At 44.4% G+C, this 22,976-nt stretch carries 22 protein-coding genes and 1 pseudogene; 2 read left to right on the forward strand and 21 right to left on the reverse strand.

All coding sequences use genetic code 11. The features are described from left to right. Positions 1-525: 525 nt before the first annotated feature. A complete protein-coding gene (locus tag A7K50_RS12445; protein WP_026156134.1) occupies positions 526-1,287 on the forward strand; it encodes an SDR family oxidoreductase in 762 nt (253 codons plus the stop codon). A 732-nt stretch (positions 1,288-2,019) separates the two neighbouring features. Here A7K50_RS12445 and A7K50_RS12450 read toward each other — a convergent pair. The 21 genes and pseudogenes from A7K50_RS12450 to A7K50_RS12555 all read right to left on the reverse strand — a co-directional run bounded on the left by A7K50_RS12450 (position 2,020) and on the right by A7K50_RS12555 (position 21,159). Then, complete coding sequence (locus A7K50_RS12450; RefSeq protein WP_083916677.1) at positions 2,020-2,331, reverse strand: zf-TFIIB domain-containing protein; 312 nt, start codon at positions 2,329-2,331, stop codon at positions 2,020-2,022. 47 nt (positions 2,332-2,378) lie between these two features. Continuing rightward, entirely contained in the window at positions 2,379-2,921 is a 543-nt protein-coding gene (locus A7K50_RS12455; protein ID WP_020490792.1) for a nitroreductase family protein, read from the reverse strand. Positions 2,922-3,055: 134 nt separating this feature from the next. Then, complete coding sequence (locus A7K50_RS12460) at positions 3,056-4,972, reverse strand: LTA synthase family protein (RefSeq protein ID WP_020490793.1); 1,917 nt, start codon at positions 4,970-4,972, stop codon at positions 3,056-3,058. Beyond that, positions 4,944-5,933, reverse strand: coding sequence for a hydrogenase expression/formation protein HypE (hypE, locus tag A7K50_RS12465; protein ID WP_020490794.1), 990 nt, complete (start codon positions 5,931-5,933; stop codon positions 4,944-4,946). Before hypE ends, A7K50_RS12460 begins: the two co-directional genes overlap by 29 nt. 164 nt (positions 5,934-6,097) lie before the next feature. Then, positions 6,098-7,141, reverse strand: coding sequence for a hydrogenase formation protein HypD (gene hypD / locus A7K50_RS12470; protein ID WP_020490795.1), 1,044 nt, complete (start codon positions 7,139-7,141; stop codon positions 6,098-6,100). Next, complete coding sequence (locus tag A7K50_RS12475; protein ID WP_026156136.1) at positions 7,131-7,355, reverse strand: HypC/HybG/HupF family hydrogenase formation chaperone; 225 nt, start codon at positions 7,353-7,355, stop codon at positions 7,131-7,133. Before A7K50_RS12475 ends, hypD begins: the two co-directional genes overlap by 11 nt. Positions 7,356-7,494: 139 nt before the next feature. Next, positions 7,495-8,145, reverse strand: coding sequence for a hydrogenase nickel incorporation protein HypB (hypB, locus tag A7K50_RS12480; protein ID WP_020490797.1), 651 nt, complete (start codon positions 8,143-8,145; stop codon positions 7,495-7,497). Between the two features lie 15 nt (positions 8,146-8,160). Beyond that, the gene (hypA, locus tag A7K50_RS12485; RefSeq protein ID WP_119776585.1) at positions 8,161-8,508 is read right to left on the reverse strand and encodes a hydrogenase maturation nickel metallochaperone HypA; all 348 of its coding nucleotides are present in this window, start codon (positions 8,506-8,508) and stop codon (positions 8,161-8,163) included. Further along, on the reverse strand, positions 8,501-8,923 hold the full coding sequence (locus A7K50_RS12490) for a 4Fe-4S binding protein (protein WP_119776587.1): 423 nt from the start codon (positions 8,921-8,923) through the stop codon (positions 8,501-8,503). Before A7K50_RS12490 ends, hypA begins: the two co-directional genes overlap by 8 nt. 10 nt (positions 8,924-8,933) lie before the next feature. Next, positions 8,934-10,013 carry a nickel-dependent hydrogenase large subunit gene (locus A7K50_RS12495; RefSeq protein ID WP_020490799.1) on the reverse strand — a complete coding sequence of 360 codons (1,080 nt, stop codon included), beginning with the start codon at positions 10,011-10,013 and terminating at the stop codon, positions 8,934-8,936. 15 nt (positions 10,014-10,028) lie between these two features. Continuing rightward, positions 10,029-10,391: an NADH-quinone oxidoreductase subunit C gene (locus A7K50_RS12500; RefSeq protein ID WP_119776589.1), complete on the reverse strand. Its 363-nt coding sequence runs from the start codon at positions 10,389-10,391 to the stop codon at positions 10,029-10,031. Further along, a complete protein-coding gene (nuoB, locus tag A7K50_RS12505; RefSeq protein WP_020490801.1) occupies positions 10,392-10,829 on the reverse strand; it encodes an NADH-quinone oxidoreductase subunit NuoB in 438 nt (145 codons plus the stop codon). Between the two features lie 165 nt (positions 10,830-10,994). After that, on the reverse strand, positions 10,995-11,852 hold the full coding sequence (locus A7K50_RS12510; RefSeq protein WP_020490802.1) for a complex I subunit 1 family protein: 858 nt from the start codon (positions 11,850-11,852) through the stop codon (positions 10,995-10,997). Next, a complete protein-coding gene (locus A7K50_RS12515) occupies positions 11,849-13,741 on the reverse strand; it encodes a proton-conducting transporter membrane subunit (protein WP_119776590.1) in 1,893 nt (630 codons plus the stop codon). Before A7K50_RS12515 ends, A7K50_RS12510 begins: the two co-directional genes overlap by 4 nt. A 414-nt stretch (positions 13,742-14,155) precedes the next feature. Next, complete coding sequence (locus A7K50_RS12520) at positions 14,156-15,325, reverse strand: pyridoxal phosphate-dependent aminotransferase (protein WP_119776592.1); 1,170 nt, start codon at positions 15,323-15,325, stop codon at positions 14,156-14,158. A 437-nt stretch (positions 15,326-15,762) separates the two neighbouring features. Continuing rightward, positions 15,763-15,975 (reverse strand): annotated as a pseudogene (locus A7K50_RS12530) (heavy metal-binding domain-containing protein); the annotation flags it as partial. A gap of 11 nt (positions 15,976-15,986) precedes the next feature. Further along, on the reverse strand, positions 15,987-16,751 hold the full coding sequence (locus A7K50_RS12535) for an ABC transporter permease subunit (protein WP_119776593.1): 765 nt from the start codon (positions 16,749-16,751) through the stop codon (positions 15,987-15,989). Beyond that, on the reverse strand, positions 16,748-17,665 hold the full coding sequence (locus A7K50_RS12540) for an ABC transporter ATP-binding protein (RefSeq protein WP_119776595.1): 918 nt from the start codon (positions 17,663-17,665) through the stop codon (positions 16,748-16,750). Before A7K50_RS12540 ends, A7K50_RS12535 begins: the two co-directional genes overlap by 4 nt. Further along, positions 17,665-17,865, reverse strand: a complete 201-nt coding sequence (locus A7K50_RS12545; RefSeq protein ID WP_119776596.1) for a PLDc N-terminal domain-containing protein — start codon at positions 17,863-17,865, stop codon at positions 17,665-17,667. Before A7K50_RS12545 ends, A7K50_RS12540 begins: the two co-directional genes overlap by 1 nt. Beyond that, positions 17,865-18,983 carry a helix-turn-helix transcriptional regulator gene (locus A7K50_RS12550; RefSeq protein ID WP_119776598.1) on the reverse strand — a complete coding sequence of 373 codons (1,119 nt, stop codon included), beginning with the start codon at positions 18,981-18,983 and terminating at the stop codon, positions 17,865-17,867. The genes A7K50_RS12545 and A7K50_RS12550 overlap by 1 nt, the downstream gene beginning before the upstream one ends. A gap of 196 nt (positions 18,984-19,179) precedes the next feature. Beyond that, positions 19,180-21,159 (reverse strand): elongation factor G, encoded by a 1,980-nt coding sequence (locus tag A7K50_RS12555; protein ID WP_119776600.1) that lies wholly within the window; start codon positions 21,157-21,159, stop codon positions 19,180-19,182. 245 nt (positions 21,160-21,404) lie between these two features. Between A7K50_RS12555 and spoVB the strand changes: the two genes are divergently transcribed. Continuing rightward, positions 21,405-22,958, forward strand: a complete 1,554-nt coding sequence (spoVB, locus tag A7K50_RS12560; protein ID WP_119776602.1) for a stage V sporulation protein B — start codon at positions 21,405-21,407, stop codon at positions 22,956-22,958. Positions 22,959-22,976 lie beyond the last annotated feature (18 nt).

Here is a 22,976-nt window from a genome sequence, read left to right on the forward strand (position 1 = left end):
TTTCAATGACCTTTGCGCTGCTGGAGACATTTTTATTCTCATTTATTCTCTAGCCACAGTTGATGATTTTAGCAGTTTCGTGTAGGAATGTCAACTACTAATTTTTCTATCGCTTGCTTTTGAATAAATTAGTTTATTTCATTCACATCACGTCATAGTCAATTGCTGCGTCTAAATCATCCGGCATACCTCCATTATTTAATCTATTGGAGGTATTTTCTCATGATCGGCGTGCGTAAGCTATGCACCAGAATATATTTGTTAGGCGCTTACTGTTATTTTTATGTTAATGATTTAACATAATTAAAAAAAATCTCATTGTTTCTTGCCAACTTCATTCAGATCTTTAAACAGCTTATTGGTAAGCTTGTCAAAAAAATAACTATTCTTGATTTCTCTTTTATAGCCATTTTATACTTATCCAAACAAAGAGCTTATTTCAATTAAATTAACAGGAAAGGAGATGTAATTAATTACTGCGTTGCTTCGTTTATACCATACTCACTTTAATAAGGAGATAAAAAAATGGGTAAATTAGAAAATAGAGTGGCTATCGTAACAGGTGCTGCCAGCGGAATGGGTAAAGCAATTGCGATCCTTTACGCGAAAGAAGGTGCTAAAGTTGCTGTCTCGGACCTAATTCTTAAGGATGTAGAAAACGTTGTTTATGAAATCGAGTCGGCTGGCGGGGTTGCTTTTCCCATAAAAGCGAACATTACCAATGAAGTTGATGTTCAAAATTTAGTCGACAGTACTGTGAATAAATTTGGTACGATAGATATTTTAGTGAATAACGCTGGTATTATGGATAATTTCGTACCAGCTGGAGCAGTAACTGACGAACTATGGGATCGTGTTTTTGCAGTTAATTCTACTGGGCCTATGCGTACAATCAGAAAAGTTCTTCCGATATTTATCACCAAAAAAAGTGGCACAATAGTTAACATTGCTTCAGTCGGAGGGTTATTTGGCTCGAGAGCTGGGGCAGCATACACTGCCTCAAAACATGCGATTGTAGGTTTAACAAAAAATGTCGGTTTTCAATATGCCACGCTCGGCATTCGCTGCAATGCAATTGCTCCAGGTGCTGTAAATACAAATATCGGTAAAACAATCTGTGACCCCCATGAATTTGGTATGGAAAGAGCAATGGCTGGAATTAATCTAAATCCAAGATCCGGTGAACCTAATGATATTGCTAAAGTTGCCTTGTTCCTTGCTTCAGATGAAGCTTCCTTTGTAAATGGTACGATTATTACTACGGATGCAGGCTGGACAGCTTATTAATTTGGGGCTTAAAGGATTCTCCAACCTTTCCTAATTGAAACACCCTCACGCTACAAATCATCACTACCCGCCAAACGGGTAGTGATGATTTGTAGCAAAAAAAGGCCGATGCATGCGATCGGTCTTAATTCATTTCGCTAGCAACGGCCCACTTTTCGCTTAATAAGACTACCTAAATATTAAATGGTCATTTTCCAGCTCGTATTCTTACATTCTTGTTTTTGTTATGTATCTTGGTCGGAAAAGAGCACGCAATAATCTACCTTGCACCACCATAGATGATTGATTACCCAGCCATGATCTTTCGACCATAACCAAGCAGGTCGCCACCTATAGTCATGGTTTGTTCGACCATACAAGATATCTTTACAGCTGACAGCAACCTCACGGCTGCAGCCAACCATTAATTCTATGACTTTGTAACGAACTTACAAACACATAGAATATACGACACCCGGCATGATCTTAGCTCGACCCTTAACGATAGGTTGGAACCCTAAAACAATAAAATTAATCGACTGCCTTAAAGCTTTTCCCAACCGTTAAAAATCTTCCCTCCGACTGCCTGAAAGCCTTCGACCTTCAGACAATCTTTGGCCAACCCGGTTACACCCCCAAAAGAGCATAACAGAATCTTGGCTCAACCATTACGTACCCTTTTACGGTCTTAGAATTTGCATTTTTACTGTTTTTTATCCAGGCAATAAATTCCTGACTTTTCGTTAGGATAGATCAGTCGCCAAAATCGAACAGATCACCGAGGAATGATCTTTTATTGTTTCTGCCATATTTTCCATGTTGACCATGTTCATGGTCATGGTCATGGTCTTGACCATGCTGCTTGTATTCATGCTCATAATTCCCGTATTCATTTACATATCCAGGTCTGCGTTCCTGAGTACTGTTCTCAGACTGGGATTTTTCGATGATTTTGTCCAATTCACCGCGATCGAGCCAGATTCCGCGGCACTGCGGGCAGTAATCAATTTCTACTCCTTTGCGTTCCGCCATCTGCAATTTCACATGACACACCGGACAATCCATGAACGACACCTCCACAAGAATTTTATTTACAGGATAAGCTTATATGCTTAATATTCGTTTAAAAATTCTGTTCTATACTGATTGACAAATACATTTTGATAGTGCAAATCCTGTTCCGTCCTGCGTAATTTTTGTTCCGCAGGATATCCAAGCCCGATCATACATTCCACTTTTAAGCCCCGGGGTATGTTAAGTACTTCCTGGATATATTCTTCCGTGGTCTTCCCCTCGGACTGATTTCTGTTTCTGACCTGAACCCAGCAGGAACCTAGTCCCATCGATTTTGCGGCCAATTGAATAATGATCGCAGCTATAGATGCATCTTCGGTCCAAACATCTGTCAGACTGCTGTCCGCCAGGACCACAATGGCCAAAGGGGCTCCGCTTAAGAAAGCTGATCCGTGCTCCCTTGCTACGGAAAGTTTCTGAAGGAGGTCACGATCTTCCACAACGATGAAACGCTGCGGCTGAATCCCTCTGCCGGAAGGAGCCAATAAGGCAGCTTTGACCAGGTTTTGGATTCTATCTTTTTCTATTGCAGATGGGCTGTATTTGCGGATACTTCTTCTTTCATATAACAAATCAAGCATATTTATCCCTACCTTTCCTTATACCTGTCATTCAGTTTATTTTTCCACTCCCTGTTTGGACAGATAACCATTAGTTCTGTTCGGTTAAAGCTTTGCTTTATTTTAATTTCTTTTTAGCTTTGTTTCTACTCTCTTTATTTATTTGTATACTGCTTCCCAAATAATAGGTCATATTCCAGCAGCCAGTAATCTTCTTTTGTTTCCTGGAATGATGATGGCAACTCGTTGTACACCTGCCCGTACTGGTCAACAAAGACTGTTTTTCCGTAAACGGGCAGTACATCAGCCATTCGCCCGGTATAATCAAAAATAGCATTTTTCGGATAATTCAGCTGTTCCAACAAATAGGCTCCCAGAAACGACGAGCTGATAAGTCCTAAATTCGAGGTCCTTTGTATTTTTTTGACTGCGCCTGCCAAACTTTTATCCGCAGTGATTTCAGCAGTGTCCGGCTGATCGTTTGACCAAATGATCAGCGGAACCGACTTCATTTTTAAGGTATCTCCAGTGGACCATTCGTTTTCATTCCGGGTAATATAACTAGTTTCTTTATAAACCTGATAATCCTTGCCTAAAAAAGGCAGGTGATCCCCGAAGTAAACGACGATTGTCGGCCTATTCGATTCCCGCAGATAGTCAGTCAAAAAAGCCAGCGACGTATCTGCATCTTGTACGCCTTCCGCATAAGTGTCTAAAATTCCTTTTCCTTCGGACGTCAGACTGCCTGAGGTACTCACCGCATGGTCATTATAGCGGTCAGCCGGATAAGGACCGTGATTTTGCATGGTTACAGCAAAAATGAACTCCGGCTGATCGGCAGTTTGAAGCTCTTGAATAATTCTTTTACTTACTTCCATATCTCCGATATATTCGCCGTCAATTTCTGCCCCACTGAAATCTTCCAGACTGTAAAAGTGCTGAAAACCCAGCAGCGGGTAAATCTTGTCCCTGTCATAAAACCAGCTGTGATAGGGATGGATGGCCGTCGTTTCATAGCCGTAACGCTGAAGCAGGCTGGGCAGAGCCGGCAGTGATTTTGTGACATACTGCTGGTAAGCTATTGCTCCCTGAGGCAGGAAATTTGTCGATAACCCTGTCAAAAACTCAAATTCCACATTTGCCGTACTTCCTCCAAACACAGGGGACAATATTTCACCCGAAGTGCCCTCATTGCTTAATTCTCTAAAATTGGGCAGCGGATCTTCAGAAAAAACAACATTCGGAAGTCTTGTAGGGTCCCAAAAAGATTCATCTAATATGACAACAATATCCGGCTTCATTCCGCTGTCTTGAACACTGGCAACCATGGCAGACGAACTGGCTTTGTCACCAGCAATGATCTTGTCGATGGTTTCTTCACTGTAGCCAGTCGGCTCAAAAACCATGACATATTCCGTGTTCATCATAAAACCTAGGAGAAAACCGTTCTGTAAGCTATTTTGGGTTTGAACCCAGTAGATATGTTCGATTTCTGCCATTTTAAACAACGTCTGAATCGGCGTATGCCGGTAAAAAACAAGAACAGGAATCAGAATCCCGACACCTACGAGTACACAGATTCTGGTCCTTAAGCGAAGATGGTCCTTCGGAATCAGGAATGTTCCAGCCAAAATAAAAAGTATGATCACCACACCAAGAAGAACAAGGACCGGCACCACTTCTCCGGAAATCTTCGGCAGTAAATTATAAACCTGGTTAAATCTTCCAAAATCCCAAGGGAACAAAGGATCGCCTAAAAACTGTTTCTTTACCGTATTCGTTACCGCAAGTAAAATCAGCAGGACAGATGAAGAAATGATCGTAAGGCGCAGATTTCCGGTAAGAAAAAGAAAAAAACACAGAATGACAATTGCCAGGAAATCGTTGATCAGAAATACCAGAAAATCGGAAGTTATCCACCCAAAAGCTAATTTAAAATCTCCCCGTTGAATCATTTCGACAGCAATGACCTGGATGAACGCTGTGGCTGCAATCCAGATCAGAAAGCCCTTGGCTGACAATTTCCTGGTTCTCAAACGGTTTCTAACAAATCCTTGGAAGGCCTTCCCCATATAAGACATCGATAATTCTTTTTCCTCCCAGTCTTGTTTTCACGGTCACGAGAGGTCTTCCGGTCTCCGCGACGCTACCAATCAGCCTCGCGTTAGTGCCAAGCCGATTTTGCTTAAGAATTTCCAAAGCCTGGTCTGAATGCTCTTGAGCGGTGATACAGAGAAACTTCCCTTCATTGGCCATATAGAGTGGATCCAGGCCTAAAATGTCACAGAAAGATTTGACTTCCGGATCCACAGGGATGCTTTTCTCTTCAATCTCTATGGCATGGTTCGAAGCTTCGGCAATCTCATTTAGGACCGTACCTAAGCCTCCCCGGGTAATATCCCTCATCGCACGGACTTCAACGCCTGCCTGAAGCAAAGCATCGACCATCGGTCCAAGATTCTCACAGTCACTTTGGATCGAATTGGCGATTTCCATGCGTTGGGACATGATGCAGGCGTGATGGTTACCTAAGTCACCGCTGACAATGAGGGCATCTCCCTTACGGATAGCATCCGTACCAATCTGTTTACCGCTTTTTCTGAAACCAAGACCAGCTGTATTGATATACAAACCGCCGTTTCCCTGAACGACCTTGGTATCTCCGGCGACAATTTTAATGCCTGCCTCTTTGGCCGTTTTACTCAGAGATGCGACGACGCGGTCAAGTAAATCTATCTCGAGACCTTCTTCCAGAATAAATCCCGCTGTCAGATACTGAGGTTCGGCTCCGGCCATCCAGAGATCATTTACCGTTCCGCAGACAGCAAGCTTGCCAATATTCCCTCCCGGAAATTCCAGAGGCGTCACCACAAAAGAATCAGTTGTCATCGCCAGCGGATATTTGGAAACCGGCAGGATGGCCGAATCTTCCATTTTATCAAGGTAATCGTTGGCCAGATATTTATGGAAAAGATCCTTAATAAGCTCCCTGGTAGCATTGCCACCGCTTCCATGCGCCATTACAATCTTCACTTACTCACCCACTCATTTTTCATTACAGGCTGCTTAGCCTGAGTCCATCTGTAAACTATCTTACTGTATCTACCTTATCTATCTTATTTATCTTCTTAGTATATTTTCCCGACTTATTTTTTCATACGCAACATTTAAACGTTGATTACAAATTTATGAATGGATTACTTTCTGGTAAACCGGAACCAGATGCCGCAGGTACCTTCAGACGATACCATACAGGGCCCTTGCGCTTTGGCCGGTGTACAGGCCTTACCGAACATCGGACACTCATCAGGGTTAATCTTGCCAAGGATAACCTCGCCGCAACGACAGTTCGTCGATTTTTGAGCATCGCCGACAAGATCGGTCGAACCGGCATCATATTGCCGGTATTTTTGATTCAGATATAAACCAGAGTCCTCAATAACGCCGATTCCGCGCCAAAAGGCAGGTCCGGCTTCAAAATAGTCGCTGATATATGTTAAAGCAATCGCGTTCCCTTCCGGCTTAACCACAGAAGGATAAAGATTATGCACTTCGTGTTTATGATTTTCGACTTGTTTGACCAAATCATAAATGGCGATCAGGATATGTTCTCCTTCAAAGCCGGCTACGGCAAAAGGCTTCATATACTGCTCCGCCAAACCGGCATAAGCCTGCGAACCAAGAATCGTGCTGACATGCCCCGGCGCAATAAACGCTGATATTTCATTATCCGTGGCGCAGATGAAGTCCAGAGCCGGCATAACCCTGCGCAGCGCCGTCAAGAACCTGATATTGGTCAGACCGGAACGCTCCATTTGTTGGATAACCAGCGCATAAGACGGAATCGTGGTTTCAAAACCGACGCAGGCGATCACATACGTAAGTTCCGGGTTAGCTGCGGCCTTTTTAAGCGCTTCCTGCGGTGAGTACATGATCTCGACCTTTGCCCCGTCCGCCTTGGCCTCACTTAAAGATTTCTCCGAGCCCGGCACTTTCATCATATCGCCAAAGGTCAGCAGCACGCAGTTCGGTGTCATGGCCCATTCGATGGCTTTATCAATATAGGAAGCCGGAGTTACGCACACCGGACAGCCCGGACCGGATATAAGCCTGATCTTTGGTGAAAGCAGACTGCGTATGCCGTTTTTAAAGATTGAGGAAGTATGAGTTCCGCATACTTCCATGATTTTAAGCTCTTGATGATCGCCCGCAAGCTCTTTCCGTATATGATCAAGATTCATATTTCAGTGACTCCAATTCTACAAATAACTCCAATATTTCATCGGCAGTGTCCTTCTGAATAACTTCAATGGCGCATCCTGCATGAACCAGTACGTAATCACCTGCTTGGGCATCTACCAGGGCCATATTAACATCAATAATATTCCCCTGGAAATCAACCTTGCCGGTAAAGTCATTCACTTCCACCACTTTCCCGGGAACAGCCACACACATTTCGTTCACCACCCTGTTCAAATGCCGCTAGTCTCTTTCGTACCCTATCAGCTCAAAATTGTGATATATAGGATTTAAGGTTGACCTCATACTGAAATCATTTTATTACGGTTCACCTAAAAAAGCAAAGAATAGCCTTTTAACCTTTTTTTTGCAGTAGCCATCCTGCAACGTCTTCAAAACCTTGTCCGGTTTTAGCGTTAACTTCAAACACCGGTGCAGTTTTGTTCAATGCTCTTACTCCCTTAAGGAAAAATTCATCGTTGAAATCAACATACGTTTTCAAGTCACATTTCGTAAGCAGAATCACGTCGGCTTTTTCAAAAGCCAGCGGATATTTATACGGTTTATCACTGCCCTCAGCCGCTGAGCAAATCAGCATTTTGATATGCTCACCAATTTGGAATTCTGCCGGGCAGACCAAATTACCGATATTTTCGATGAACAACAATCCGGGCTTATCAAAAGACAATCCGTCCAGGGAACTCTGGATTGTAGGCGCATCCAGATGACATGCTCCATTCGTGTTAATCTGGATCGCTTCAATACCTAACTCTTTGAGCTTGACCGTGTCAATATCCGATTCGATGTCTCCTTCAATCACATATACTTTGTTTTCGGAAAGCTGCCGGATGAGATTAATAATGCTCGATGTCTTTCCTGCTCCGGGAGCCCCCATGATATTCACAACAAATACACCCATCTTGCCCAGTTTTTCCTGCGTCGCAAAGGCTATCCTGTCATTTTCATCAAAAATGTTCTGAACAACCTGAATTTCTTTTTCTGCCACTTAAAGCCCCCCTTTTTATTCTGTTTCTATTTCAATATCTTTAACATAGAATTCTTTTCCAATGTTTGTTGGCATGCCATCATTGCCGCAGTCAGGGCAGGCAAAAGAAAACGGCTGACGCGTATAATGAATATTACAGTCAGGGCAGTACCACTTGGCTTTAATATTTTCCATCTCAAGAACAGCCCCCTCACAGAGCGTGCCTTTCGAAATAATATCAAAATACATTTGAATGGATTCGCCAATGAAGCCGGACTGCTCCCCGACAACCAAGGTAATGCGCGTAACACTACGCGCATTATTCTCCTTGGCTTTTCCGGAAGCAATTTTTATAATTTGTTCAGTAATCGGATATTCATGCATCTTCTTCTACTGTTTCCACCTGTGTAAGATTATTCTGAGCTTCTGTCCCGGAAGTAACTTCCTGGACGACAGGCCCATATGCGGTAAACAACTTACTCGATTTATCTCTCATTGGCGCAGTGTAACTTCTTTGGGTATTCAGGCAATTCTTCGGGCATACCTGAACGCAGAAATTGCAAACAATACAACGCGTACGGTCGATTTCCCATTTTTTATCGGGTTTAGCGACTTCAATGGCTGTAGCCGGACATCTCCGGGAACAAATGCCGCAGAACGAACAATCATCTATCTTAGCCATTTCAATGCTGCCGCGCGTATTCGGATAAAATTCATTTTTGATGACCGGATACATCGCTGTAGCAGGCTTGCTGAATAAACTTTTCATAATTGTTTTATTGATTACATTAAAAGCCATGCGTCTCTCCCTACCTTTCCGTACAGCTGATACAAGGATCAATGGTCAATGCCAGTACCGGAACATCTGCAAGGTCTGCGCCCGGCAATATTTTCAGCAACGCAGGGATATTCGCAAACGTCGGTGTCCTGACTCTGAACCTGTCCAAATATTTTGTACCGTTGCCTTTGGCGTAGTAGAAAGCCTGGCCCCGCGGCTGCTCCAGACGGGCGATATATTCTCCGTTTGGATTGCCCTTCACCTTCATATCAACTTCACCGTCAGGTATCTTTTCAATACACTGACGAATCAGGTCCAGCGACTGGTATAATTCACGCACCCGAACCACGGTACGGGCGTAGCAATCACCGTCTTTCTCGACGATTGGCTCAAAATTCAGATCGCCGTAAGCGGCATAGCCTAAGGTACGCATATCCTCCACAACACCGCTGCCCCTCAAGGTCGGACCAACGGCGCCCAGATCGATCGCTTCCTGATAGGTCAGGACTCCTATGCCCCTGGTTCTCTTCTGAACGGAATAGTCCCGTACAAATACGTCTGTCACTGCTTTAGCTTCTTCACCGATGTCTTTGATAATACGCTTTATTCTATTCAATGTGTCGTTATCAATATCTTTCCAGACCCCGCCAATTTTACATACACTAAATATAACTCTACCGCCGGTGGTCTCTTCAAAAATATCAAGCACTTTTTCCCTGATTCGCCAGCAATGCATAAACAGGCTTTCAAATCCATAACCATCGGCCATGAGACCGAGCCAGAGCAAGTGGCTGTGTACCCTGGAAAGTTCCGCCCAGATGGTACGCAGGTATTTGGCGCGGGGTGGAATGTCCACGCCCATCATGCCTTCCAGCGTCTGAGCATAGGCCTGTCCGTGAATAAAACTGCAGATCCCGCAAATACGCTCAATGACATAGATCATTTCATTAAAATCTCTTTTTTCAACCAGCTTTTCCAAGCCTCTGTGCACAAACCCGATCGAAGGAACAGCGCCAACTACTTTCTCATCTTCCATAATAAGATCTAGATGGAGCGGTTCAGGCAGTACCGGATGCTGAGGCCCAAATGGAATTATTGTTCGCTCACCCATATTACCATTCCTCTCCTATTCTTTCATATCCGCGGCAGTTACGCTGAAAGGCTGTTTAACTGCTGTCTCGTAAAATGTCCCCTGAAAATCGACTGCCATTCCGCTGACATTAACGCCATAAAGGTCATGGATCTCGTTTTCATAAAGAAACGCTGCAAAATATACACCGCTGATACTCGGAACGGTATCGCCAACCTGGACATCTAATCTCAAAGTTTCCAAAGTCAAGTCGAGTTTTTCAAACGAATAAAGTAAATACATTTCCGATAGCGTTTTGGTGCCGCAGATTTGAACCAGTCGATACCCATTTTGCAAATACTGCTTTGAACGGTCAACAAGCTCTTCAGTCGCGACCGGATTAATGATACATTCCGTCATCTATTTCGCCACCTTCCCTAAGTTCTTATATTTTTCCTCAAGGACTCCCAAAGCCTGAACGACACCGTCAATGATCGCTTCAGGTCTGGCAGCGCATCCAGGGACATAGACGTCTACTGGAATGACGTTATCGATTCCGCCCTGGACATTATAGCATTCGCGGAAGATTCCTCCGGAAGTGGCGCAAGCTCCGATTGCCACTACAACTTTCGGATCAGCCATCTGGTCATAAATATTTTTAATTACCGCTTTATTTTGTTCATTGACAGATCCAGTCACGACAAAAATATCAGCATGCTTAGGATTGCCAATATTCAAAACGCCAAAACGTTCGACATCATATAAAGGCGTCAGACAAGCCAGTACTTCGATATCACAGCCGTTGCAGCTGGAGGCGTCGTAATGAACCAGCCAAGGAGACTTCGGCAAGTATGACAAATCATTTCACTCCAATCAGTATAAAAATGTATTTAGTTTTGCTCGGGTTAGTCCCCGTAGTGGAAGCCGCTTTCGGTCGTTGTGTCATCCATTACAGTGACATAGTCTGCAGCATGATCGTTAAATGTTAATTTAGAATCGCCGCCCTTGGCACATTGTATCCCGTTATCTAAGCGCCAGATAGGCGATGTTGCCTACGCCAAGTACAAGTGCAACGATCCAGGCGCTTCCAAGCGCAGACTGCCATTTCAGACGGGAATAGTTGTTGTCAATCCAGATTTCCAGGAAATAGACGACGACCGCCAGAATTAAGGCAATGATCGGGCTTGACGCAAAAAACAGACAAACAATGCCCAACAGCAACACATTTTCATACCAGTGGGCAATCTCAATCAGCGCCAAATCCGTCCCGGAAAACTCTGTGATAATCCCGCGGACAATCTCCTGATGCGCATGATGAGACATCGATATATCAAAAGGTGATTTACGAAATTTAATGGTTAGGATAAACAGGAATCCAAGAAAAATACCTGGCAGACTGTAAATCAGTGGTTGGTCATACATTGCGATATCCCAAACATTAAAACTTTTTGTCACCATATACATTCCTACAGTCGTTAAGATCACCATCGGCTCATAGGCCATGATTTGCAGCATTTCTCTTTCTGCACCGATATAGGCGTACGGTGAAAAAGTAGAGTAGGCCGCGATGATCAGAAAGACGCTGGCGAGCGTTAAAGCGAAAATTGCCAGCAGCAAGTCTCCGCCGCCAAAGAAAATGGCTCCCGAGATTATCACAAATACGATGAAACAGATGATGTACAGCCTCTGCTGTGAATTTACCGCAATGCTGCTTTTATTCATCAATTTAAAAACATCGTAGAAAGGCTGCAGAATCGGCGGGCCGTATCTGCTCTGCATCCTGGCTGATATCCTGCGATCCACCCCAGCAATCAAACCGCCGATAAACGGGGCCAGAATGATATAGAGAATGACGATTAACCAAGCATAACTTCCACTCATATGATCCCCACCCCAAACATTATGATAATTAGAACAATACTGCTCACAACGCCAAGTTTAAACAGTTTGCTCTCGCCAAAAATACTTTCCAGATAGAAACTCCTCACCGTTATTTCTCTTGTAAGTCCGAGAGAGCCATAAAATCTCTCTTTTTCGGAAGTATTGAGTCCTGCCAGGTACTGCGGCTTATACTGAACATTCTTGTGCGTGAACGATAGACTAACTGGCAGAATAACCATCAGTCCGACCATAATCAGAAGGATGATGACATTACCCTGATCGAGCAGGTAGGTCTGATTATAGATCGATGCAATAAACGGCTCCAGAGAATATTTCGAGATAAGCGGGAACAGCAGGCAAACCCCAATTGTTAAAACAGCAAGAGTAGTTAACGCGAAGCGTTCTGTCGCCGGGACCTTCGGTTGGAATTCCGGTGGTTTTTCTTTAACCATCAGAAGCTTACCGAGCCATTTAGTCCAGAAGAATAAAGTTGCTGCACTGCCAAAGGCCACAAATACCGTAAGCATCGGATTTGCTGTAACCAATCCTTCAAGAGCCGCCCATTTACTTATTAGCATTCCGAACGGAGCAAGAAACATTCCCGCAATCCCGACGACCATACCAATTGCAATCTTCGGCATTTTGGTTATCAGTCCGTCCATGGACTCGATGACACGGTCACCAATGTTATGCTCAACTGTACCCACGGACAGGAACAGCAAAGACTTGGCAATCGCATGGAAGATTACAAGCATGAGCGCAGCCCACATCAATTGATAGGTCCCAATACCCGCACAGACAATAATCAGGCCAAGATTGGCGATCGTGGAATACGCAAGTACACGTTTGGCATCCGACTGGGAAATTGCCATAAAGGATGTCAGGACAAATGTCACCGCCCCAACCATCGCGACAAATAGTCCGACCATTGAACCGCCGTCAACAAAAGCAAAAACCGGTGAAAGTCTGATGATTAAGTACACACCAGCTTTAATCATGGTACTGGAATGGAGCAGTGCGGAAACAGGAGTCGGCGCAACCATCGCTCCAAGCAGCCAAGAAGAAAACGGCATCTGGGCAGCCTTCGTTAACCCGGCAAACGCAAGTAAAGCTGTCGGCAGAAGCACTACGGTAGACGCAAGCTCCGGCAGCTGGTTCAACTCAATCGTATGTGCATTGATAAATAAGTAGACAATGGCAATGGAAAAACCAAGTCCGCCAAGTAGGTTCATGTTTAAAGCCCTGAATGCATTCTTAATCGCAATTTCTTCGCGGCTGTAACCGATCAGGAAGAATGAACTGAATGTGGTAATTTCCCAAAAGAAATAAAGCCACATCAGATTGTTGGCAAAAACAACCCCATACATCGCTCCCAGAAAAACGAAGATAACGAAAAAGAAAAACGGGGTTCTGTCTTTAACGTCCTTGTGATGATGATGATAATCCTTCATATAGCCAACAGCAAATATCGCTATCATACTGCTGATGACGCCAATGATCAGTGTCATGATCAAAGAGAGATTATCAACAAATAAATTATACGATGTCTGAATCTCTTCCCCATAAGAACCTTCAAACCATATCATAATTGCAGCACTGGTAAGCATCAAAAGCCCAGCCAGATACTGTTTGTATTTCAGCGAAATACCAATGACAATGACTGCTAGAATGATCTCAACAGCGAATATTCCAAGATCAATATATTGATTATCCAGATTAAAAAATACTGCCCCTGTGTTAAAATACTGAACAACCAAATATACTGATGCTACAGTCAGAATGATTGTCGACAGCACCACAATGCCTTTTCGTACGGCCGGCTGCGGCAGGATAAGCAAAAGCAGTGCAACAACAATTGGAAATGAAATAAGAAATAGCACAGTGTTCATAGTGTCCTCTTTCCCCTTAATTATTATTCATTCATTAACCTCATTATGGACTCGCTAGCAGAATAAGGTGCCCAGTTCTTATTCTACCTTCTGTAATTATTATGTCCCCCTTTCCAATAATGTAAAATATGGTTTCAGAATTGTTTCAAACCAAGGTTTAGTATTTAGTATAAGGACTAACTTCGATAATTTCAACAATATTGCAACAATTTTCTAAACTTTTTTTGAGAAAGTTCAAACTATTCAAAATTTTCTGCTTCTTTTGCTCAGTATACCCAAAAGAATTTCTCTGTTCCTCTGGATTTCTTCATTGGTATTATTAATGTTAGCGTGTTCTTCTCTTTGGTTACTGAAAATCGTCCATAAATTTATCGGTGCAGTCTCACACTGCACCGTTTATTGTCTCAAAATCATTTATAACTTCTTCAGGGCAGCATCAATTTGGCTTACAGCTTTCTCAATATTCTCCAAGGAATTTGCATAGGAAATCCTCAGATATCCCTCGCCGTATTCACCGAATGAACTGCCCCAAAGCGTCGCAACGCCCGCTTCGTTTAACAGGTATTCAGCCATCTCCTTACTGGTTTTCCCAAAAGCTTTAATATTTGGGAACACGTAAAAAGCACCGCGCGGTTTCAGACAGGTAACACCACTGATGGCATTCAGTCCGTCAACAATCCGGTCCCTTCTGATTCTGAACTGCTCTGCCCTTTTTAAGACTTCGTCCTGCGATCCGGTCAAAGCTTCAATACAAGCCATTTGTGTAAAACCTGCCAGACAGGATGTACTGTTGACAACGAGTTTGCCAATTTGTTGAGCGGCTTCTTTCGGCATGATACCGTACCCGGCACGCCAGCCGGTCATTGCATAGGTCTTCGAAAATCCGTTAAGTATAATGGTTTTTTCTCTCATATGCGGAAGCGAAGAGATCGAAAAAGACGACTCCTCATAGACGACATTCTCATAAATTTCATCCGAGAGAATCACAATATTCCGGTCAGCCAGAAAATCGGCGATTTCCTGGTAGTCTTCTTTGGTCAGCATTCCGCCGGTCGGGTTTTGCGGTGAGTTGATAATTACCATTCTTGTTTTGTCTGTCACAAGGGTTTTAAATTCCTGGATATCCATCCTGAACTCATTTTCTTCGCGCAGCGGAATCGGTACCGGGACTCCCCCGACAAACTTAATGACAGATTCATAGATAGGAAAACCAGGGTTCGGATAAATAACCTCATCTCCGGGGTTAACCGTGGCTAAAATCGCGTAAAACATGATCGGCTTGCCGCCTGCCGTCATGACCACTTCTTCAGGGTCAATTTTATAGCCTCTTTTACCGCCCGCATAATCCGCAACCGCCCGTCTTGCCTCCAGCAAGCCCGAAGAAGGCGTGTATTTTGTCATGCCCGCCCGCATGCATTCCATTCCTTTTTCTATAATATTGGGCAACGTCGGAAAATCCGGCTCGCCAATCTCAAGATGAACGATTTCCCTTCCCTGCGCTTCCAAAACCTTAGCCTTCGCCAGCATTTCAAAAGCTGTTTCACTGCCCAGTCTGTTCATCCGATCTGCAAATATCATACTCATAATCCTATATCTCCATCCTCAAGTTGATCATTTCATTATATTTTACCTGAAAAAGCAAGATGAAATCAACCTAAAAAAGTCTGCTCACAAATACAAACCTATTCTGCCTCCCGCAGTCGTTCCACGATACTTTGCTTGTCCGTCATGGCATACAATACCAAAGAATCATCACACCAAAGGCATTACTTCTCAGCTGTTTCTTGGCGGCAGCAATATTATGTGCCTGTACAAAGGCGTAAAGTTCATTTTTCAGAGCAAGGATAATGCCATTACTTAAGGCAACTTGACATTATGAGTATTCAATTATATCAATACCTTATTTTACCATAAAGTAAAACTACTCTTTGGGCTGTCGTAGAACGCCTCACAGGTTCCCGCTGCGTCCTAACCGCGTCCTGTAGTAAACCCTAAACCTTTTTCCATTACTCGGGTCTATCGTTATTTCCCATTGCAGTTGCATTCATTACGAGGCGGTCGATCGTTTGTTTACGAGCATCTTCAAGCATAAATGTGTATTCACAGATTTCTCCGCCAACGAGACTTCTTAAGCTAGCAATAATGTTACCTCCTAGGCCCCTACTCCTTACGACTAACCCAAACACTTGACCCTTTACTTCTTTCGCTTTGTAACCAGTGATGTTTTCATTCATCGTGTTTCACCTTATAGTTTCTTTTTTCTGAACACCAGGAGTGAAAGAATCAGACCTAACACAATCAGCAGCAGTGTCGTCCAAACTGTTGCGGACATGTCGCCGATTGTTTTCGCATTGGTAAGCAGTGTGATGTTATCCGAGGCAAGCGCGACCGGATTCCATTTTTGAAGCGGCGGGAACACATTGGCGATCAGCAGGACCATCATGACTGCAGCTGTTAGAAGCAATCCTCCGTAATTTCCGGATGTAATTGTGCTTGCCAGCAGGAGAACCGCCAAGAGAAAAGCGCCGAACAGCCATAGGCAAAACAACGAAAAAAACAGATGCGGCAAGGAAAAATTTCCGAACAGATAAACGGTGTAGCCGTAATCGGTGATCGCGGCAAGGACATAGCTGACCGTCCACAAAATCAAAGACGCCAAGTATTTTGACATGATGACCGCAGACCGGGACAATCCCTTGGCGAGAAAAATGACCAGTGTACCGCGTGTCACTTCCTGGGAGAGTATAACGTTAAAGACAAGCAGCAGGATGATCAAACCCATTTGGCTCATGTTCTTGAAAAATTGGCCATAGGCATCCAGAACTGTCGGCTCAGGCATGCTGATGGTTATTCCCTGAACAGTCAGCTGGGCGAAAATATCGGGCATCATCTTGGCCAGCAAGGGACTCGTCATACCGAACAAAAAGAGTACAGAAACCATAATAACGGCTTTATAGCTGCGGATTTGCTCCAGAAATTCTTTTTTAGTAAAAGCGATGAAACCATTCATTGAATAACCTCCAAAAACACATCTTCCAGCGAAGGTTCAAGCACTTCATACTTCAGAACAAAAACCTGTTCCCTGAGCAGCAGTTCCTGAATTAGTCGTCCTTCCGCTGCAATGTCCGCAATGCGGACAGTCAGGGAATTATCTTTGGCCTCCACCGCCGATACAAAGGGGAGATCAGCAAGCTTCCCGGCAAGAACGGCAACACTGTCTTGATCCGCCAACGTGATCCGAACGGAACTATGGCGGTAGCTATTCTTGATATCGGAGAGTTTCCCTTGTAAAACAAGCTTCCCTTCATCCAGAATCCCAATATGGTCACAGAGCCGTTCCACATCGGCTAAAATGTGGGTAGAAATTAAAATGGCAGTCTGCTTCCCGGCAACGGATAAAATGTCCAATATTTCTTTTCTGCCAACGGGGTCAAGCGCCGACGTCGGCTCATCGCAGATCAGGAGCCTCGGCTCGTTCATCAAAGCCTGGGCAATCCCCAGCCGTTGTTTCATTCCTCTGGAATAGCCGCTTATTTTTCGATTACTGTTCTCCAGTCCTACCAGAGCCAGCAGTTCTTCCGTCTTTTTCCGGATTGGACCAAGCTTTTGACCGGAGATTTCCCCGCACAGCCTTAAATATTCGACAGGTGTCATGTAACTGTAGAATTCCGGGACATCCGGAAGATAACCCACATGCCTGTTGGTTTTTGTGTCTCCGAAAGCAACTTTTTCCCCGCATACTTTGATTTCTCCAGCGTCAGTCTTTAAAAAGCCCAGAAGCATTTTCATGGTAGTTGTCTTCCCCGCTCCGTTTTTTCCGATCAGACCAAAAACGGAGCTTTCGGAGACCGAGAAGCTCAAATCTTGTATGACCGGAAGTTCCCCGAAGTTTTTCTTGACATGTTCCAGCTTCAGAATTTCCATTAGTCGTCACCTTTGCCTAAGGTAAAATACAAGATAGGGCCGATTATCTGGAACAGGACGACGACAATCACCCAAAGCACCTGATTGCCGATGCGGTAAGTCCTGTGCCGAAAAATATGAACGAGCGCAGCTGCTGCCAGGGCAAGTTCAATCACCATGACCGGAATTAGAAAAGGTAAATAGGACATTAAATCTTCCATTAGGCTTCCTCCTCCATCGATTCAAGTCGTCGCCAAAGTTTCTGATAACGCTCCTCCGATTTAAGACTTTGAAACGCAGGATTATCTACAACAACGCTCTTTAAATCTTTACGGATGAGTTTATCGCTGCGCGGAGCATCACCTCCCAAATTGAGAGATTCAAAATACGGCTGCAGCATGTCAAAAAATGAATTCCCTTTTAGTTTTAGCGGAAAAGTATTCTTTTGAAAAATAATATCCGCGTATGCTTCCAACATATCCAGCGCTTTCTCGTTTCGGTTTTGCGCTGTGTAAAGCGCGGCTGCTGTGAGATACACCGTGAAATAATGGGCCGGCTGCATCTCTTTGAGCTGAAACACCTCCCCAAGACTCAGCGCCTTTTGTAGACAGGTATCCGTTTTTTCCGGAGCATCTGCATAAAGTGCCATCAGGTCGGGAAAAGCTCCGAAAAGACTGGCTACATTCGTGTAAATAGATTGCTGGAGATAACGCTTGGCGCGGTCGCTGTCACCTTTCATCGCATAGGCTTTGGCCAGCAGTATTCCCGTTGATACCGGTCCTTCCTCGATCCCTTCGAGCAGATCAATAGCTTGGGCAGGCTCCTGCAGGGCCAGGCAACAGTATGCTCTCAAGGAAAGCGCCTCCCTAGCCAGTGCCGCGTCACCGCTGTTCTTTTCCACACACTCAAAATATCCCGAGGCTTCCCGCAAAACGTCGTTCATCCGGTCTGGTCCGCCGGCAAGCGGTGCATGATTAACCAGCAGCTGCGCGATGGAATGCACCAGATTCCAGCACGAATGGTACTTTTTGATATACGTTAGGCACTCGGAGTAGGTTTGGTCAAAAGACTCCGATGCAAAAGCAGTTGCCAGTCTGCGGTACAGTTTTCTTATATCTTCCCTTGTCATTTGGGCTTCATACCCCAGAAGCTCATCGACACTTACGTTGAAGAAGGCTGCTAACACAGGCAAAAGCATAATATCTGGATAGCTTTGTCCTGACTCCCATTTGGAAACTGCCGGCTTGGATACCCCAAGATATTCGGCTAGTTCTTCCTGAGTAAGATCTTTTTCTTTTCTTCGGGCTGCAATCATTTTTCCGATGTTGATTTTCGTCATGGATCCCACCTCCTTTCAAGTCCATTATAGTCTTCTTTTTTGTAACGCTCAACGGAATCGTCGTTAACTATTGTAAAAAAAGTTAACTATTAGTTAACTTAATACAAGTCTTACTGTCTGCTGAAATGTTGGCAATTGACAAAAAGCCGCTAACAAAATTCGTTAGCGGCTTTATCCTACCTACAATCATTGAGCTTTATTCGTGATGTTGGTGTTCTTTCTTGAGTTGAGCGACCAGCGCGTCGGATAATCTTGCCGGAACTTCTTCGTACCCGATGAAATGAGTCGTGAACGTTCCTCTTCCCTGCGTCATAGCCTTGAGGTCAATGGAATAACGCATCATTTCGGATTGGGGTACATGGGCTTTAATCACCTGAAATTTGCCGTCCGGTTCCATACCTAGGACCTTGCCGCGTTTAGCGTTCAAATCTCCGATGACATCACCCATGAATGCTTCAGGAACCTTGACCTCAGCCTCAACGACTGGTTCCATTAATACCGCGTTGGCCATTTCAGCACCTTTCTTGAAAGCAAGATGAGCCGCAAGCTTAAACGCCATTTCTGACGAGTCCACGCTGTGATACGATCCGTCATACAGCGTAAATTTAACATTGGTCATCGGATAGCCGGCCAGGAAACCTTCCGCCACGGCCTCTCGCAGACCTTTTTCAACAGCAGGGAAATAGTTTCTCGGAACCGCTCCACCGAAAACTTCTTCTTTAAATTCAAAGTCTTTTTCCGGGTTTGGCTGCATCTTAATCCAAACGTGTCCGTATTGGCCATGGCCGCCGCTTTGTTTCTTGTGTTTGCCTTCAACTTGCACCAATTTTTTGATCGTTTCTCTGTAAGGAACTTTCGGTACTTCGGTCTCGACGGCAACACCAAATTTTCTGGCCAGTTTTTCACCAACAATATCGAGCTGCATTTCACCGAGCCCGCTTAAAATCGTCTGTTTAGTTTCTGTGTTTTTGCCGACGCTGATGGTCGGATCTTCATCGACTAACCTAGCCAGCGCGGATCCGAGCTTATCTTCATCACCCTTGCTCTTCGGTTTGACAGAAAGCGATAGCGCTGGTTTTGGAAATTCGATTCCGTTCAGCTGGATACCTTTCTCTTTCGTTGTAAAAGTATCTCCTGTTTTTGTCTCCTGAAGTTTCGCAACGACAGCAATATCGCCGGCTTGGACGCTGGCCGTATTATCCTGGTTCTTCCCTCTCAGATAAAACAGCTGGCCGAGTTTTTCCTCGACTTCCCGGTTCGCATTGTAGACAACTGTCTCACTGGTAAACATTCCGCCATAAGCTTTGAAGAAAGTCATTTTGCCGAGATAGGGGTCGGCAAGTGTCTTAAAGACCAACGCGGCTTTTTTGTCTATAGGTGTAGGCGCAGGCACATTGTCTGCCAGGAATTGAATGAATTCCTTCACGCCCAGATTTTTTTCTACCGAACCGAATAAAACCGGAACGATCATATTCTGAGCAAGCCCTTTGGCTGTGATCGTCTTTAATTCTTCATCATTCAGGGACTCTCCATCTAGATATTTCATCAGGATGTCATCATCGGCTTCAGCTGCAGCTTCAGCCAGTGCTTCTTTCAATACGGCAATATCATCTGTATATTGATCAGGTATGTCGGTTTGGAACAGACCAACTACACCTTCGAATCCTGCCTCTTTGCCAATTGGAATCTGCATTTGAACAAAACGGGTATTTGAATAAGTTGATTTCAGCTGATCCAGTACCTTTTCTGCATTGGCATTTTCTCTGTCCAGTTTATTGATAAAAATAATTTTAGGAATTTGTTTTTCTTCGACCAGATCCCAGATGATCTCGGCCTGAACTTCTAAACCATCAACCCCGCTGATCACAAAAACACTTGTTTCCACGACGCGCAAAGCGCTGATGACTTCACCGATAAAATCGGAATAACCGGGTGTATCGAGAACATTAACTTTAACATCCTTATGCTCGATCGGAATTAATGAAGTGCTAATTGAAATGTGACGTTGTACTTCCTCTTGAAGGTAATCTGAGACGGTGTTTCCATCGTTTACTTTCCCGATGCGGTTCGTTACTCCGGCATTAAAAAGCATGGTCTCTACCAGTGACGTTTTACCTGAACCTCCGTGCCCAACAAGACAGATATTACGAATACTCTTGGTGTCATAGCTTTTCAAGAATAATCTCCCCTTTGTCTATTCTTTTTAATAACTTGACTTAAACAAGACTATTGCACTCGAACATCACTCAATATTAAATTATAACATGTTTAATTCTCTTTAATTCTCTGCTGTTTCCACAAATCCTCTAAAAAAAACTGCATCCCTGAAAAAACTTGGAGCATGACCTCCTTTCCCAGCGCATAAGTTGAATAGAAATCAACTATATGTACTCTGACAGAGTACCGGCCAGGGAGGAAAAAATGCCCAGAAACAACCTCATTTTTGGTGCAGTCATTCTTTTTGGGGCGAATCTGGTCAATCGTCTGCTCGGGTTTGTCTACCAATACCTGATTATGCATTATATCGGTAGTGAAGCGTACGGATTGTTCTATATGGTATTTCCGGTCTATATGACTGCACTGGTCTTAACCACAGCAGGAATACCACTGGCTGTCTCCAAAATGGTCGCAGAAAGAGTCTCTATTGGCCGCTATGCTGAAGCCCGGAGAGTATTCCGGACGGCTTTCCTGACTTTATTTATTTCCGGTCTGCTGGTTACCATCACGCTGTACATAAACAGATCACTGATCGTTCACAGTTTCTTTGCGGATGAGCGCGTTGGAATTGTTTTTCAGATCTGTATCCCGTCAATTTTTATCGTATCTGTGGCCTCTGCATTCCGTGGATATTTCCAGGGGCTGCAGAACATGGTTCCTTCAGCGGTCAGCCAGGTTTGTGAACAAATCTTCCGGATCGGGATCGGTTTTTCTCTTTCCGTATATTTGCTAAAGAAAGGCATTGAATGGGCCGCAGCCGGTCTTGCCGCAGGAATGCTCTGTGGGGAGATCGTTGGTTTGCTTGTGATCCTGATTCAATATCTGGTGCAGCACAAGCACCTTCCTTATGGAAATGAAAATGGCGGACAATCCAAACCCGTCATGGCAGAGCTGATCAGTTTGTCCCTGCCCGTAACCGGAAGCAGGCTAATGGCTACAGGGCTGTCTTCTTTGGATACTGTCATTATTCCCAAACAGCTTCAGCTTGCCGGTTATTCGGCCAGGAATGCAACCTCTCTTTTTGGAGAGTTCAGCGGGACTGCACTTACGCTGCTCTCATTTCCAAGCGTCTTTACATTTGCGCTGGCTACATCGCTTGTCCCAGCTATTTCCGAAGCAATGGTCCGAAATGACGTCCGGGCTGCCAGGAGTAAAAGCATAGACGCGGTCCGCTATACCATTATGCTCGGATTGCCGTGTGTCATTGCACTTTATTTTTTTGCTGAACCACTTACGCACCTATTTAAAAGTGATCATGTGTCTGCAGTGTTGAAGGTATTAGCCTTGGGTGGGATATTTGCCTATATTCAGCAGACGACTACAGGAATTTTACAAGGGCTCGGCAAAACCTTTTTACCGCTGGCCCATTCGGTCATCACAGCAGTATTCCGGATTCCGCTTCTTTTCTACCTGACTGGGATTCCAAAATTTGGTCTCGTGGGTACCGCTTTAACTTATGTATTTGGTTTTGTCATGATGGCTTTCTTAAACCTTTATGCCATAAACAAGCACATCGGACTACAAGCTGATCTGAAATCCATGATCCTGCAGCCGGTTATGGCCGGACTTGGTATGACAGCTGTGCTCAAAAGCACCTTATGGCTGGTCCCGGGCCAAACAACGCTGCTTCCGAGTCTTACCGTCCTTCTTGCCGCAATTGTGGTTTATTTTGGGATCCTGATTTCTCAGGGAGGTATTTCAATAAAAGAAATAAAGAAAACCTGGCAGGCTTTGAGATTTTGGCCTAAAAACAAATAGTGCCCCACTTACAGCGTA

The organism is Dehalobacter sp. MCB1, assembly GCF_003590275.1.
Taxonomy (GTDB): domain Bacteria; phylum Bacillota; class Desulfitobacteriia; order Desulfitobacteriales; family Syntrophobotulaceae; genus Dehalobacter.

What these genes read in the sequence shown, in the direction of transcription:
- A7K50_RS12450 (WP_083916677.1), bottom strand. Translation starts at nt 2,331, where the DNA reads ATGGATTGTCCGGTGTGTCATGTGAAATTGCAGATGGCGGAACGCAAA.
- A7K50_RS12515 (WP_119776590.1), bottom strand. Translation starts at nt 13,741, where the DNA reads ATGAACACTGTGCTATTTCTTATTTCATTTCCAATTGTTGTTGCACTG.
- A7K50_RS12545 (WP_119776596.1), bottom strand. Translation starts at nt 17,865, where the DNA reads ATGGAAGATTTAATGTCCTATTTACCTTTTCTAATTCCGGTCATGGTG.
- A7K50_RS12520 (WP_119776592.1), bottom strand. Translation starts at nt 15,325, where the DNA reads ATGAGTATGATATTTGCAGATCGGATGAACAGACTGGGCAGTGAAACA.
- A7K50_RS12490 (WP_119776587.1), bottom strand. Translation starts at nt 8,923, where the DNA reads ATGGCTTTTAATGTAATCAATAAAACAATTATGAAAAGTTTATTCAGC.
- A7K50_RS12510 (WP_020490802.1), bottom strand. Translation starts at nt 11,852, where the DNA reads ATGAGTGGAAGTTATGCTTGGTTAATCGTCATTCTCTATATCATTCTG.
- A7K50_RS12455 (WP_020490792.1), bottom strand. Translation starts at nt 2,921, where the DNA reads ATGCTTGATTTGTTATATGAAAGAAGAAGTATCCGCAAATACAGCCCA.
- A7K50_RS12495 (WP_020490799.1), bottom strand. Translation starts at nt 10,013, where the DNA reads ATGGGTGAGCGAACAATAATTCCATTTGGGCCTCAGCATCCGGTACTG.
- spoVB (WP_119776602.1), top strand. Translation starts at nt 21,405, where the DNA reads ATGCCCAGAAACAACCTCATTTTTGGTGCAGTCATTCTTTTTGGGGCG.
- hypD (WP_020490795.1), bottom strand. Translation starts at nt 7,141, where the DNA reads ATGAATCTTGATCATATACGGAAAGAGCTTGCGGGCGATCATCAAGAG.
- hypA (WP_119776585.1), bottom strand. Translation starts at nt 8,508, where the DNA reads ATGCATGAATATCCGATTACTGAACAAATTATAAAAATTGCTTCCGGA.
- A7K50_RS12460 (WP_020490793.1), bottom strand. Translation starts at nt 4,972, where the DNA reads ATGGGGAAGGCCTTCCAAGGATTTGTTAGAAACCGTTTGAGAACCAGG.
- A7K50_RS12475 (WP_026156136.1), bottom strand. Translation starts at nt 7,355, where the DNA reads ATGTGTGTGGCTGTTCCCGGGAAAGTGGTGGAAGTGAATGACTTTACC.
- A7K50_RS12500 (WP_119776589.1), bottom strand. Translation starts at nt 10,391, where the DNA reads ATGACGGAATGTATCATTAATCCGGTCGCGACTGAAGAGCTTGTTGAC.
- A7K50_RS12535 (WP_119776593.1), bottom strand. Translation starts at nt 16,751, where the DNA reads ATGAATGGTTTCATCGCTTTTACTAAAAAAGAATTTCTGGAGCAAATC.
- A7K50_RS12550 (WP_119776598.1), bottom strand. Translation starts at nt 18,983, where the DNA reads ATGACGAAAATCAACATCGGAAAAATGATTGCAGCCCGAAGAAAAGAA.
- A7K50_RS12445 (WP_026156134.1), top strand. Translation starts at nt 526, where the DNA reads ATGGGTAAATTAGAAAATAGAGTGGCTATCGTAACAGGTGCTGCCAGC.
- A7K50_RS12540 (WP_119776595.1), bottom strand. Translation starts at nt 17,665, where the DNA reads ATGGAAATTCTGAAGCTGGAACATGTCAAGAAAAACTTCGGGGAACTT.